The sequence below is a fragment of the Salibacterium qingdaonense genome (genome assembly GCF_900114715.1).
Classification (GTDB): domain Bacteria; phylum Bacillota; class Bacilli; order Bacillales; family Marinococcaceae; genus Salibacterium; species Salibacterium qingdaonense.
This window is the reverse complement of sequence record NZ_FOTY01000002.1, coordinates 222742-235178: the sequence shown is the minus strand read 5'-3', so window position 1 is coordinate 235178 and position 12437 is coordinate 222742. Positions and strand designations below refer to the sequence as shown.

Sequence of the window (12437 nt, the reverse complement as noted above, 5' to 3'; positions counted from 1 at the left end):
AAATTCGTTGTTTCAGATAATAAGAGGTAATGAAGGAAACGTAAATAAACCTATACTATATTACAGCTGTGAAAGGGAATAGTAGAAAAAAACAGGTATCCATAACAGAGAGCCGGGGCAGAGCTGAAAACCCGGCAGGGATTTCCTGTTTTTCGAACCCGCCCTCGAGCTGCCGGGGAAATAACCCGGCCGGTGCTTTTCCGATATCAAAGGGTAGAGAGAGACGGACGTTAGGTGTTCGTCTAATAAAGGTGGTACCGCGGATAAGTGACTCTTCCGTCCTTTTGCTTAAAGGATGGAAGAGTTTTTTATGCTTTTCACTACACATTCGGAGGATAACCATGAAGAAAGAACGAGTCGTCATAAAAATTGGAAGCAGTTCCCTGACGAGCACCGGCGGTGGGCTGAGCCGGCCCAAACTGCTGGAATTCGTAGAAGCTGCTGCGGCACTGTATCAGGAAGGTCACCAGGTTGTCATCATCTCTTCCGGTGCCGTTGCCGCCGGTTTCTCGGGACTTAAATATCCCACCCGTCCGGTCACTCTCGCAGGCAAACAGGCATCAGCCGCCGTCGGACAGGGCCGGTTGATGCAGGCTTACACGGAAGCGTTCAGACATTACCAGATTGAAACCGGTCAGATCCTTTTAACGAGAGACAATTTTTCCAATAAATCGCAGTATCAGAACGCCTATTCTACGCTTACCGAACTTCTTCAGCGCGGGGTAGTGCCGATCATCAATGAGAATGATTCCATCGCTGTTGATGAATTGACGTTTGGAGATAATGATATGCTCTCCGCCCTCGTCGGCGGGCTCATTCACGCGGAATGTCTGATGATAATCACCGATATTAACGGCATTTATGATTCCAATCCAAACACGGACCCCAATGCCAAGCGGTATCACTTTTTATCCGAAATAGAAGATGAACAGCTTGAGCAGGCGGGAGGCAGCGGCAGCGCAGTCGGAACCGGCGGTATGAAATCCAAGCTGCAGGCTGCCAAAATCGGGCTTTCTCTGGGACTGCGGGCTTTTATCGGAAAAGCGGAGGGAGCTTCTTCGTTTCAGGATATTCTCGCCGGAAAAGGGGATGGCACCTACATCGGCTTTCCGGGACGTTTTGTCCTGAACAGCAAGAAACAGTGGCTCGCCCTTCATTCCCTGCCGGCAGGCGAAATTATAGTAGACGACGGCGCGCGGGCGGCCCTCCTTCAAAAAGGAAGAAGCCTTCTCCCGGCGGGAATCCTCGAAGTGCACGGACGTTTTGAACGTGCCGGCGTGGTGGAAGTAAAAGATAAGCGGGGAAACCTCATCGGCAAAGGACAGGTTAACATGTCCGCCGCTGAAATTATGGGGATCAAAGGAAAGTCGTCACAGGAAGCCGTAGAATGGACAGAAACAAAAAGAGCAGAAGTGATTCACCGGGATGAATGGGTTCCGGCAGAAAAGGAGAGAAAATCACAATGAGTATAATGATCGAACAGGGAAAAAAAGCAAAAGAAGCTTCCGCCGCTGCAGCTCTTTTAACCACAACCGAAAAAAATGAACTGCTGCGCGCAATGGCCGGACAGCTGGAGCAGGATATACCAGTTATTCTATCTGAAAACGAGAAGGATCTGCAGGCCGGGGAAGAAAACGGGATTTCCACCGCCCTCATGGACCGTCTCCGCCTTTCTGAAACAAGAATCAAAGGAATGGCGGAAGGGTTCCGCCAGGTAGCGGATCTTGCGGATCCAATCGGACAGAAAATGGAATCGTGGACCCGGCCGAATGACCTTCACATTCAAAAAGTACGGGTACCGCTCGGTGTGGCGGGAATCATCTATGAAGCACGTCCGAACGTTACCGCAGATGCCGCTGCGTTATGTTTAAAAACCGGAAATGCCGCTTTCCTGCGCGGAAGTTCTTCAGCCTACTTTTCCAACGCAGCGATTGTCGCTTCCATTCATGCTGCTCTGGCTTCACGCGGGATATCAAAGAATACGGTGCAGCTTGCACAAGACACATCCCGAGAAGCGGCATCGGACCTTTTTACAATGAACGACTGTCTCGACGTTCTTATTCCAAGAGGGGGTGCCGGACTTATTCAGACTGTTGTACAGGAGTCTTCTGTGCCTGTACTTGAAACCGGCATCGGCAACTGTCATGTATTTATTGACGAAAGTGCCGAAGAAGATATGGCTGTCCGAATAGCAGTAAACGCCAAAACAGACCGCCCATCAGTCTGTAACGCTGCCGAAACGATTCTTGTGCAGGAAGACTGGGCGGAGCGGTACGGAAAAAGATTAGTGGAAGCCCTGCACGCTGAAGGAGTCGAAATACGCGGAGATGACTATATTCAGTCCCTTCATCCGGACATCAAGCCAGCTTCCAATCAGGACTGGGAGGAAGAGTTTCTCGACCTGACCGCCGCTGTGAAAATCGTCAAAAATCCAGAAGAAGCCGTCACCCATATCAAACAATACGGAACCGGGCATTCCGAAGCCATCATCACAGAAAACACAGACCATAAACAGTACTTTTATGATCAACTTGATGCTGCTGTTCTCTATCACAATGCCTCCACCAGGTTTACTGACGGGTTTGAATTCGGCTTCGGCGCCGAAATCGGAGTCAGCACACAAAAACTCCACGCCCGCGGTCCAATGGGACTGGAAGCATTAACGTCCTACAAATATCTTGTAGACGGATCCGGCCAGATTAAGGAATAGGAGGTTCATAAACGATATGGACAAAAAAATCGCATTTATCGGCGCAGGATCGATGGCAGAATCAATCATCGGCGGTCTCGTCGCCGATGAACTGCTGCCGCCGCCGCACTGTATCCTGGCAGCCAATCAGTCCAATGAGGCCCGTTTAGCGCACTTAAAAGAAACTTATGGTATTCTCCCTTATTCCGACAGCGCCGAAGCTGCCGCAGAAGCAGACATTGTGATTCTGTCTGTCAAACCAAAACAACTTAGAGATGCCCTTCAGACTGCCGCTTCCGGATTGACACAAGACAAAGTAATCTTTTCCGTGCTTGCCGGCATAAAGACCAGCCAAATTGAAGAGCAGTTGCATCATAACAATCCGGTCATACGTGTCATGCCAAATACCTCGGCCAAAGTTGGACAGTCTTCCACCGCTTTGGCAAAGGGGGCGCATGCCGGGGATGAGCACCTGCAGACCGCTTCTGAATTGTTCTCTTCCATAGGAACGGCTGTCATCGTGAAAGAAGAGAATATGAATGCTGTCACCGGCATTGCCGGAAGCGGCCCCGCCTACTTCTATTATTTTGCCGAAGCCATGGAGCAGGCAGCGGCGGCGTCCGGTCTTCCAGAGGAAAAAGCCCGGGATCTGATCATTCAGACGATGTTTGGCGCAGCTGTCCGGATGCGTGAATCAGATCAAACTCCTGCGGAACTTTATCAGGAAGTACAGAGCCCCGGAGGAACGACAGAAGCTGCCTTTCAGGAAATGGAAAGACATAACCTTCAGGAAGCATTCAAAAAAAGCGTGCTGGCAGCCATCTCCCGCTCTGCTGCCCTCGGAGAACAGAACACACCACCCGGATCATCCTGACAAGGAAATAGACCACGGGAATATATTATTATACCCTGACAGAAAAAAACGCTTCCGGTTATCGCTTTGGATAACCGGAAGGGTTTTTTGGAATTTTTGTCAATAAGCAGTGAAAACGTTTAAAAATAATCCGTATATTTAGTGCCCTCAGGCCGGCTTTCAGACACATACGGCAATACTTTCTCTGCCTAATGCAAAAAAGCCTCCCCTTATCAGGGAGGCCTTCTATGGCGGACGCTGTTTCAAACTCGTTTTGTATTGTCTATTGCAGCACTTCTTTTGTGCTGAAAAATTCTTCATATAGTCCACGGATCGCTTTATCTACATCTTCGTCATGAATACCAAACGCAAGGGATACTTCTGAAGATCCCTGATTAATCATCTCGATATTTACGCCCTGTTCAGACATTGCTTTTGTAGCTCTTGCTGCAATGCCGACTGTCTCGTGCATACCTTCTCCAACCAGCATAATCATGGCGAAGTCTTTTTCAAAATACACGTCATCAGCATTAAGTTCATTTTTAATGCGATGGAGAATGCGCTCTTCTTTCTCCGGGTTCAATTGATCTTTTTCCACTATTACTGATGTATCATCAATACCGGAAGGAATATGTTCATAGGAAATACCTTCATCTTCAAGAATACCAAGGAGTCTGCGTCCAAAACCGACTTCCCGGTTCATTAAGTATTTCCTTACATAAATGGTACTGAAACCTTTATCCGCTGCGATGCCTATCACGGGATTCATGGCATATTCCCGTTCATTAATGATCATTGTGCCGTCTGCGGATGGGTTGTTCGTGTTTTTTACGCAGACGGGAATGTTACTTTTAAATGCCGGGATCAGTGCTTCATCATGAAAAACACCGAATCCTGCATAAGAGAGTTCCCTCATTTCGCGGAAGGTCATCCGTTTAATAGAACATGGATGATCCACTACCGTTGGATTGGCGGCGAATACAGAATCCACGTCAGTAAAATTTTCGTACAGGGAAGCCTGAACTCCGGCTGCCACGATGGAACCTGTAATATCCGATCCGCCTCTTGGAAATGTGACAAGTCCCCCTTCTTTGGAATAACCAAAAAATCCCGGAATAATGGAAATGCCGTCCCGTTCCCGCAAAGAATACAGATGATCATAGGCTTCATCAAGAATCTGCGCATTTCCCGGGGTATCACTGACCAGGAGACCGGCATCCCGGGGATTTACGTATTCTGCTACAAAACCGATACTCTGCAGATACCTGGCAATTACTTTTGCATTGTTATCCTCCCCGGCTGCTTTCATCTGATCCATAAAGCGCCCGCTGTCCGACACATTATAGGCCAGACGGTTTCTTATATCATTCTCAATGGTTGTCACAATGTCATTACTGAGCCCGAGTCCTTCCGCAATGCTGCGGTAACGCTCCACTACAAGCTGCAGTGTTTCCTCCGCGGAGCCGTATTCAAGATAGGTTTCTCCGAGCTCTATCAACAAATCAGTTACCTTCCTGTCTTCATCACTTCGTTTCCCCGGCGCAGAAACCACGATGAATTTGCGCTCGGTGTCCGACGTAATAATATCCGATACTTTTTTTATCTGTTCTGCATCAGCTAATGAACTTCCACCAAACTTTGCTACTTTCATCTTCGTCTTTACAACTCCTACATATCATAATATCAAGCTCTCTTTTAGTTGCTGAAATAAGCTTACCATATGATCCGGAAGCGGACAAAACTGTTTTTTTATCCTCTCCCTCCATCCTTGGGGATATAACCTTGTGAGACGTTATCATTTTAAGTGCACGCTGTATCTATCATTCATTCTAGTATGTACTGTTTCATTATGGATCCCAGACATCACTGCTCCATTTGCTTGGCTGAAGACCGGTGAGTTTTAAAAGCGCTTCGTGAATCGTGACATTTTCTTCTGTCAAACTTCTCGAAGTACAGGAAGATGCAGGCTCATACCCTTCTCTGGAAGCTTCTCCGTAAGTTGCTTCCTCCAGAAAATTACTGAGCTGTGCATCATTAAAGCAGGGAGGACTGACGTAAATCTGATTCGTGTGATCAAGAATAACACGTACATTGGTGGGAGCCTGCAGCTGCACCGGAATGAAAAATCCGGACAGAATCAATGCAGCAGCAAGTCCCGTACAAATCATTATCCATTTTCTCATGTTTTAGACTCCGCTTCAGTTACCCAGGTTATACTTTCATCCAGATCTCTCTGCTGCCGTTTTGGAATCTCCTGCGGATATCCTGCATACAACACAGCTGCAACACTCTCTTCTTCGCCCGCCCCGATAATGTTATGAAGTTTTTGATCCTGTACAAGAGCACCAATTGACCACTTCGACCCCACACCTTCCGACCAAAGAGCGAGCATAAAGTTCTCGACCGCGCAGGAGACGGCTGCGTAGTCTTCCTTTTCACGGACGGGATTCACGCTGTAACGATGGGCAGTTACAACAATCACCAGAGGCAGTTCGTTGATATATTGATAGGCGGCTTCTCCCGCTTTTTTAGCATGATCGGATTCTTTATCCAAAAATCCTTCCCACTTCATTTCTTTTTTCCGCTGCGCCAGTCTTTCTTTTGCTTCATCCTGCAGCACGTAAAAATGCCACGGTTGTGTCATCTTATGATTCGGGGCATGCACAGCACACTCCAGTGCTCTCCGTATCAATGCAGGGTCAACACTGTCTTTTTTAAACTTGTATATGGTTCTTCTTGTAAGCAGTCCATCCTGTAAATCCATAGCCTCTCACCCTTCCACTCTGTTCTTTATTTATATTATAACCCGATTACCTTTCGTTTCCCAGCCGTTCCTGTTATTCCATCAAACCTGCTTAATATTCTTATGAAAATCGTTTTTTATGTTAGTTTTCTTTTTCTTCATATGTTAATTTTTCTAACATGAATGACCCCTTTTTCTTTTATATGTGATATATTTGTACATAAGAAAATGAGTTACAGATAAAAGGAGCGCATGCCTATGTCTTCCTACAAAGATAAGAAAGTCATCACAATTGGTGTTATCAGTGAACTTACAGGATTATCGGAACGGAAAATCCGCTATTACGAAGAGCGGAAACTCATATTTCCCGATCGTACAAAAGGCGGTACCCGCAAATACTCTTTTGATGACGTGGAACGTCTGATTGATATTGCCGACAAAATGGAAGACGGAATGCAGACATTTGATATCCGCCGGATGGAACAGAAAAAACTTCCTAAAAAAGAACTTCGTGAAAGAATGCTCCGCGGTCAGTTGAATGCTGCTTTTAATATGAGAAAATAAAACATTTTCCCATATCCCTTCTTAAAGAAATCGTTTCCATTCAACTTGACATTCCTGCAGCTTCCTTCTACTATTATAATTGGTTGTATTATTGAACCCCGTCCGCCTGCGAGCCGCTTTCTTTTAGTTGTCTTATTATATTAAGGAAAGAAAGTGATGATATTGCTTCAAACATTAAAAAACAGTCAAATTACAGATCACGAGATTCTCCAGTTGATGATTCCCCAGGAAAAAGTGGCACATGTTCAGTCGAATCATCCCCTTGATCATGCCCTGCTTGTACTTATTAAATCCGGATACACCGCCATCCCCGTCCTTGACCCACAGTACAAAGTTCAGGGACAGGTAGGCAAAGCTCAGATTCTCGATTCCATTCTTGGTATGGAGCGTATTGAGATGGACCGGCTGCACGATTATTCTGTTTCCGATGTGATGACAGAAAAAGTCCCACGCATGAAACAGGATGAGACCTTTGGGAAAGCATTGATGCTCTCCATCAATCATCCTTTTGTATGTATCGAAGACCATGACCGGTCATTTATCGGTATTATGACACGCCGGTCGATTCTTGCCCTTATCCACCGCCACTTGGAAAAACTTTAACAGCACAACACTATTCTCCAACAAAGGTGCCGCGAAGGGAATAGTAAAAGAGACCGGGACAAAACCTCTATAAGATAGAAGAATGCCGAACGATTAAAAAAATCGTTCGGCATTCTTCGTTCCTGATATATATCGCTGCGCCAAAATACTCCGTTTTTCCTCCAGCGCACAGGGGCGGCATCGATGCGGCCGTTGAACAACGCCGCAGGACATTCGTGTTCTCTTTTGCCTGTTATACTTTTGTCCCGGGCTTTGTTATATTTAGAGATTATAAGGCACTGCTCTTTCATTTCTGTTTTTCTTACTTGAATATTTTCATAAGTTCCCGTTTCCGCTGCGTGAACATCCATTCAAGTACCGGTTTTATAACAGATGCCGGGACCCTGCTTTCAAATGAAATATAGTCTGTCACTCCTGTGAACATATCAAGAGTGTGCAGGGAATGATGATGTTTCCAGCTGATCAGGGGGAAAGGCGGAGAAACAGCTTCATCAATGAAATAATCCAGTTCCCGGCGTTCTGTAATGACGGCCCGCCAGGTTAACGACAACCCTCCCGCACGCAGGTCAATATGGATGTTTTGATCATCACCATAGTTCACCTTGATATTGCCGGGTTTCGTTATATTTTCCAGGTTCGCAGGATTATCGAAAAAACGCCAGACTTCCCATCGATCCGCTGGTAAAAGTGTCTGATACACAAACGTGCCGTGAAACATAAATACTGCTTCCTTTCCGGGCTTGCATCAGGAACAGCCGCAGCTTCCTCCCGATCCGCAGCCTCCTCCAGAACCACAGGAGCCCCCAGCCTCATCTTCAAAGTAAGGATTGTTTCCCGGAAGTTTAATGGTCGGCGAAACAATGCCGGCCGCTTCTCCGCATACTTCATCGAGCAGTTCTTCAAGTTCGCGCTCGGCTCTGCGGTATTCAGCGACAGTATCATGCATATCCATTTCCCTTTTAACAGAGCGGACTTCCTTGGATATGGTTTTATAATCCGGATGGTACTTACCAAACCGCTGAACTTCGTCATATTTATCTTTCACGTCTGTGAAATTCTTTATCAGTTTCTGGGCCTCTCTGTCATTATCCATTCTGTTCCGTGCTTCATTATATTGATGATAAACATCAGACTGAATAATCATTTCTCCCAGCTGCTGTGACTCTTCCAGTATGTTAACAGGCGTTGAAACAACTGCAGACATAAAAACACCTCCAGTATTTATTGTAACATGAGCGACGCCGCTAATTGAAGGTACAGTTTAGGAAGATGAAATCTCCACTTCAAATGATGCAGTATCTTTGTTCGAAGAATTCTGATAAGAAACAGGCTCGATAGTAATATTGTGATTCCCAGGCGGTAAATGTTTCAATACAAAAGCTGCCTGTCCCATTTTTGCTGCTGTGTTTCCGTCTATTTTCACGAGAAGAAAACCGTGTCCCTTCTTTTCCTTCTCAGCAAGTGGAAAATCCGGGAGGATGCACTCCACATACACATGCTGCTGTTTTATTTTATACTGAAGGTTCCAGTTCTCTGGTTCACTCTGCTGCTCTGCCCCGACAGGAATGGTTCGGACTTCGAGACTGTTTGTCTTTTCTGGAACGGCTGCGGCATGAAAAGTTGGAACAATTCCCATTATTACAACTGCTGCCAGGGCCGGAATGTGTTTCATGTAAAAACCTCCCTTCACCCTGTAGTATGTGGCAAAGAAAGGTTTTTAAACAAAATGTCTTTTTGTTTTTCAGATTTCATTTTCCATCAATTTTTTTGTTGTTCCTTTCATGCTGCATCGTTTCATGTATAATTTCAGTGTGCGGCTGTATCCTTTTTATTAAAATCCGCGGAAAGAAAAAGGATTATGCGGCGGCTTCGGCGGTTCCTCCGGTTTTTTGAAATGCTGCATGACCTGTTGCACATTGCCCATCATGCCGCTGAACTGGGAAATCTGTTTCTGCAGATCATCGATGTTTACTTGTTCCAAAATGGTTAAAACACTGGAAAGCGTATCACCGGTTTTGTCTTTTTTTCGATTCTGAACAGAGTCATCGTCTATTCTGTAGGAACCCCATTGATCATGATTCTCTCCAAGAACCATCCAATCCTGATAAAGTTGATTCCAAGTTTGTCTTCCCGCGCGTACTTCTTTTATTAATTCCGGGTGCCTGTAAAGAAACTCCCGGAACTCATAAATGGATTCCGGAATGGAACTATTCATGCCCCTGCACCTCCTGTAAACGATTCTTTACTGTCAGTGTACGCAGACGACCATACAGCGTGCGTTTCATTTTCATTTTTTTATCTCGACAAAAGTATAACAGGCAAAAGAGAACACGAATGTCCTGCTCCTGCGGCGTTGTTCAACAGCCGCATCGATGCTGCCCCTGTGCGCTGGAGGAAAAGCGGAGTACTTTGGCACAGCGGTTTCGTTTAAGAATCAAAAATGCCGAACGATTTTAAGAAATCGTTCGGCATTTTTATCTCATAAGGGTTTTGTCCCAGACTCGCTTTTAATGATGTACCTGCCGTTCTTCTGAAATTTCATTCAAAGCAAAAGAAGCTTTGGCATCGGTTTGTTCATCAACGGCTAGATCCTTCAGCGCAGCAATGCCTGCCAGCTGTTGATTTTCAACCACAGGAAGCCTGCGGATCTGACGGCTGGCCATCAATTTTGCTGCTTCTTCAATATCCATATCCGGTTCTGCTGTCACGATGTTTGTAGTCATCACTTCTTTTACCGGTGAAGATTCAGATTTGCCTTCAGCGATGCAGCGTACGACAATATCACGGTCGGTGATCATTCCCATTAAATTGTTCTCCTGAATAACCGGTATGGCTCCGATATGATGTTCTTTCATCATTTTTGCTGCATTTTCTACATTATCATCAGGGGAGCACGTCTCAACATCCGTGGTCATTACATCTTTCATCATTTGCATCTTCTATCCATCCTCCTTTTTTAATCTTTCTATACTATGTACAGGAAAACGCCGGATTATTCTTTCTTCTGTCACACAATAAGATTGCATCTTCAAAATATTCATATTAAGATTAAAGTAGTGCAAAATATGATAAGTTAAGGAAAATCAGGAGGTCCGATATGAAAATTGAAGATTATGATTTTCACGGAAAAGAATTTAACTTCGGCCGTCTCGTCCGGATTATGGAAAGTAACGGGTTTATCCACGAAGGGCAATGGGATTATGAACGCGTCACCTTTGACTATAAACTGCTCGACCAAACAGATGACGCCACTTATTATCTGAGGGTACAGGCCGTTGCTGTTCAGGGTGAAATACCAAAAGAAGACGCTGAAGTGCGTCTGCTGACACCGTTTTTCGGCCGCCACTATTATCCTCACGGCATAGAATACGATGAAGATTTCCCTGAAAAAATCATCAAAAAGTGCACGCAGAAGATTGAAAAGCTCCAGCAGGATCTGCAGGAGGCAGAAACGTTATAACACTGCCGTACATAGTACAAGTGACAGTTAGAGCATTCTGCAAAACGCATCCGTTTACAACATGTTCCACTTTCTCCTATACTGTACGGATATTTAAATTGCCGGGGAATGATCAGGAATTCCCCGGTTTTCTCGTTTCATCCGATGAACCGGATGGCCCGTCTGCAGGCGGTTTAGTATAATGGATTCGATTTGCAATGCTTTTTTCTGTCCAACCGGGTGCTCCACTATTATAATGAAAGAGTGCCGCTTCGTTTAATACAGGGAGTACGTCGAAAGGAGCATGAAAGTGCCGTCGATTTTTAATAAAAAAGTATTACTGCGGGTTTTGGGTGTGCTGCTGCTTCTCTTGGGAGCATATTACATTCTCCCGGTATCAGGACCAATTATTGCAGCTCTGATTACCGCCCTTTTCTTATCGCCCGGAGTCCGCTTTCTGCACGAAAAATGGAACATAAAACGAAATATCTCCGTTATGATTGTGTTTGTTTTATTTCTGTTGATTCTTGCACTCTGCGGTTATTTTGTTACAACACAACTCGTGTCCCAGGTGATATTTTTCATTAATAACCTGCCGGGGTATGTTAGTGAATTAAATGAAGCATTGTTAAGCCTGCAGTCCAGAATTGACAGTGCGTATCAAAGTATGAATCTGCCGCCGGATACCATTAATCAGATTAATGAACAGATTATCAATGGACTAAACAGCTACAGGGATGCCCTGCTGTCTTACGCTGACCGGATTCCGGGAGTGCTGGCTTCCATCCCCGGCTTCATCATATCGCTACTTGTTTATTTGATTGCTTTATTCCTTTTTTTGATGGATCTGCCGCGGTTAAGAAGAAAGATGTACTCTTTCATGAAAGAGAGTACAGCAGAAAAATTTCATTTCATGACGTCCCGTTTGTCCTATGTGATACTTGGCTTTTTCAAAGCTCAATTTTTGGTAAGCCTCATTATTCTCGCCGTAACCTTAGTCAGTTTATACATTTTCACGCCAGACGTTGCACTGTTGATGTCCATTCTTATCTGGGTGGTTGACTTCATCCCGATTATCGGGTCGATTGCAGTGCTTGCACCGTGGTCGCTTTATCACTTTATTGCAGGCGACTTGTTACTGGGAACCCAACTGATGGTGCTTGCGATTGTGCTTTTGATCATCCGCCGTACCGTGGAACCGAAGGTAATGGGAAGTCACATTGGATTGTCCGCACTAGCCACACTTATTTCGCTTTATCTCGGTCTTTCCGTGCTTGGAGTCGTTGGTTTTATTATCGGACCGCTTGCTGTTATCGCGTTCACTTCGGCTAGAGAAGCGGGAATTATCAAGCTGAATTTCAAAATCTGAGAAAACACCGAACAGTCATCGAGCGGCGCGCCGGTTACAAAATAATGTAAAGAGTCTGGGACAAAACCTCTATAGATAGAAAAATGCCGAACGATAAAAAAATCGTTCGGCATTTTTCGTTGCTGAGACAAACCGCTGCGCCAAAATGCTTCGCTACCATTCGACTGTTGAACAACG

At 45.4% G+C, this 12437-nt stretch carries 15 protein-coding genes and 1 other annotated feature; of the genes, 7 read left to right on the top strand and 8 right to left on the bottom strand.

Annotated elements, in window-relative coordinates; translation table 11 throughout:
- Nucleotides 1-59 precede the first annotated feature (59 nt).
- Nucleotides 60-287 (top strand) — a binding site (T-box leader).
- 54 nt (nt 288-341) lie between these two features.
- From proB to proC, 3 genes are read left to right on the top strand one after another with little or no spacing between them, the layout of a single operon-like run.
- The gene (gene proB, locus BM058_RS02800) at nt 342-1466 is read left to right on the top strand and encodes a glutamate 5-kinase (RefSeq protein WP_090925508.1); all 1125 of its coding nucleotides are present in this window, start codon (nt 342-344) and stop codon (nt 1464-1466) included.
- A complete protein-coding gene (locus BM058_RS02795; RefSeq protein ID WP_090925507.1) occupies nt 1463-2710 on the top strand; it encodes a glutamate-5-semialdehyde dehydrogenase in 1248 nt (415 codons plus the stop codon). The genes proB and BM058_RS02795 overlap by 4 nt, the downstream gene beginning before the upstream one ends.
- Nucleotides 2711-2726: 16 nt before the next feature.
- Complete coding sequence (gene proC, locus BM058_RS02790) at nt 2727-3563, top strand: pyrroline-5-carboxylate reductase (protein WP_090925506.1); 837 nt, start codon at nt 2727-2729, stop codon at nt 3561-3563.
- A 262-nt stretch (nt 3564-3825) separates the two neighbouring features.
- Here proC and BM058_RS02785 read toward each other — a convergent pair whose 3' ends face one another.
- From BM058_RS02785 to BM058_RS02775, 3 genes are all read right to left on the bottom strand, one after another.
- Nucleotides 3826-5193 carry an aspartate kinase gene (locus BM058_RS02785; protein WP_090925505.1) on the bottom strand — a complete coding sequence of 456 codons (1368 nt, stop codon included), beginning with the start codon at nt 5191-5193 and terminating at the stop codon, nt 3826-3828.
- A 196-nt stretch (nt 5194-5389) separates the two neighbouring features.
- Nucleotides 5390-5725 (bottom strand): hypothetical protein, encoded by a 336-nt coding sequence (locus tag BM058_RS02780; RefSeq protein WP_090925504.1) that lies wholly within the window; start codon nt 5723-5725, stop codon nt 5390-5392.
- Complete coding sequence (locus BM058_RS02775; RefSeq protein WP_090925503.1) at nt 5722-6306, bottom strand: nitroreductase family protein; 585 nt, start codon at nt 6304-6306, stop codon at nt 5722-5724. Before BM058_RS02775 ends, BM058_RS02780 begins: the two co-directional genes overlap by 4 nt.
- Nucleotides 6307-6543: 237 nt before the next feature.
- Here BM058_RS02775 and BM058_RS02770 point away from each other — a divergent pair, with 237 nt between their 5' ends.
- Nucleotides 6544-6849, top strand: coding sequence for a MerR family transcriptional regulator (locus BM058_RS02770; protein WP_090925502.1), 306 nt, complete (start codon nt 6544-6546; stop codon nt 6847-6849).
- A 156-nt stretch (nt 6850-7005) separates the two neighbouring features.
- Nucleotides 7006-7452, top strand: coding sequence for a cyclic-di-AMP-binding protein CbpB (gene cbpB, locus BM058_RS02765; RefSeq protein ID WP_090925501.1), 447 nt, complete (start codon nt 7006-7008; stop codon nt 7450-7452).
- 301 nt (nt 7453-7753) lie between these two features.
- On the opposite strand, the gene BM058_RS02760 is transcribed toward cbpB, so the two are convergent.
- The 5 genes from BM058_RS02760 to BM058_RS02740 all read right to left on the bottom strand — a co-directional run bounded on the left by BM058_RS02760 (nt 7754) and on the right by BM058_RS02740 (nt 10388).
- A complete protein-coding gene (locus BM058_RS02760) occupies nt 7754-8170 on the bottom strand; it encodes an SRPBCC family protein (protein WP_090925500.1) in 417 nt (138 codons plus the stop codon).
- Nucleotides 8171-8197: 27 nt separating this feature from the next.
- Nucleotides 8198-8656 carry a YlbF family regulator gene (locus BM058_RS02755; RefSeq protein ID WP_090925499.1) on the bottom strand — a complete coding sequence of 153 codons (459 nt, stop codon included), beginning with the start codon at nt 8654-8656 and terminating at the stop codon, nt 8198-8200.
- Between the two features lie 57 nt (nt 8657-8713).
- Nucleotides 8714-9124, bottom strand: a complete 411-nt coding sequence (locus BM058_RS02750) for a hypothetical protein (RefSeq protein WP_090925498.1) — start codon at nt 9122-9124, stop codon at nt 8714-8716.
- A gap of 159 nt (nt 9125-9283) precedes the next feature.
- Nucleotides 9284-9667 carry a spore coat protein YlbD gene (gene ylbD / locus BM058_RS02745; RefSeq protein ID WP_090925497.1) on the bottom strand — a complete coding sequence of 128 codons (384 nt, stop codon included), beginning with the start codon at nt 9665-9667 and terminating at the stop codon, nt 9284-9286.
- Nucleotides 9668-9959: 292 nt separating this feature from the next.
- Nucleotides 9960-10388, bottom strand: a complete 429-nt coding sequence (locus BM058_RS02740; protein ID WP_090925496.1) for a CBS domain-containing protein — start codon at nt 10386-10388, stop codon at nt 9960-9962.
- A 161-nt stretch (nt 10389-10549) separates the two neighbouring features.
- On the opposite strand from BM058_RS02740, the gene BM058_RS02735 reads away from it, so the two are divergent.
- A complete protein-coding gene (locus BM058_RS02735) occupies nt 10550-10912 on the top strand; it encodes a YugN family protein (protein ID WP_090925495.1) in 363 nt (120 codons plus the stop codon).
- 289 nt (nt 10913-11201) lie between these two features.
- Entirely contained in the window at nt 11202-12260 is a 1059-nt protein-coding gene (gene ytvI / locus BM058_RS02730; protein ID WP_090925494.1) for a sporulation integral membrane protein YtvI, read from the top strand.
- The last annotated feature ends 177 nt before the right edge of the window (nt 12261-12437 follow it).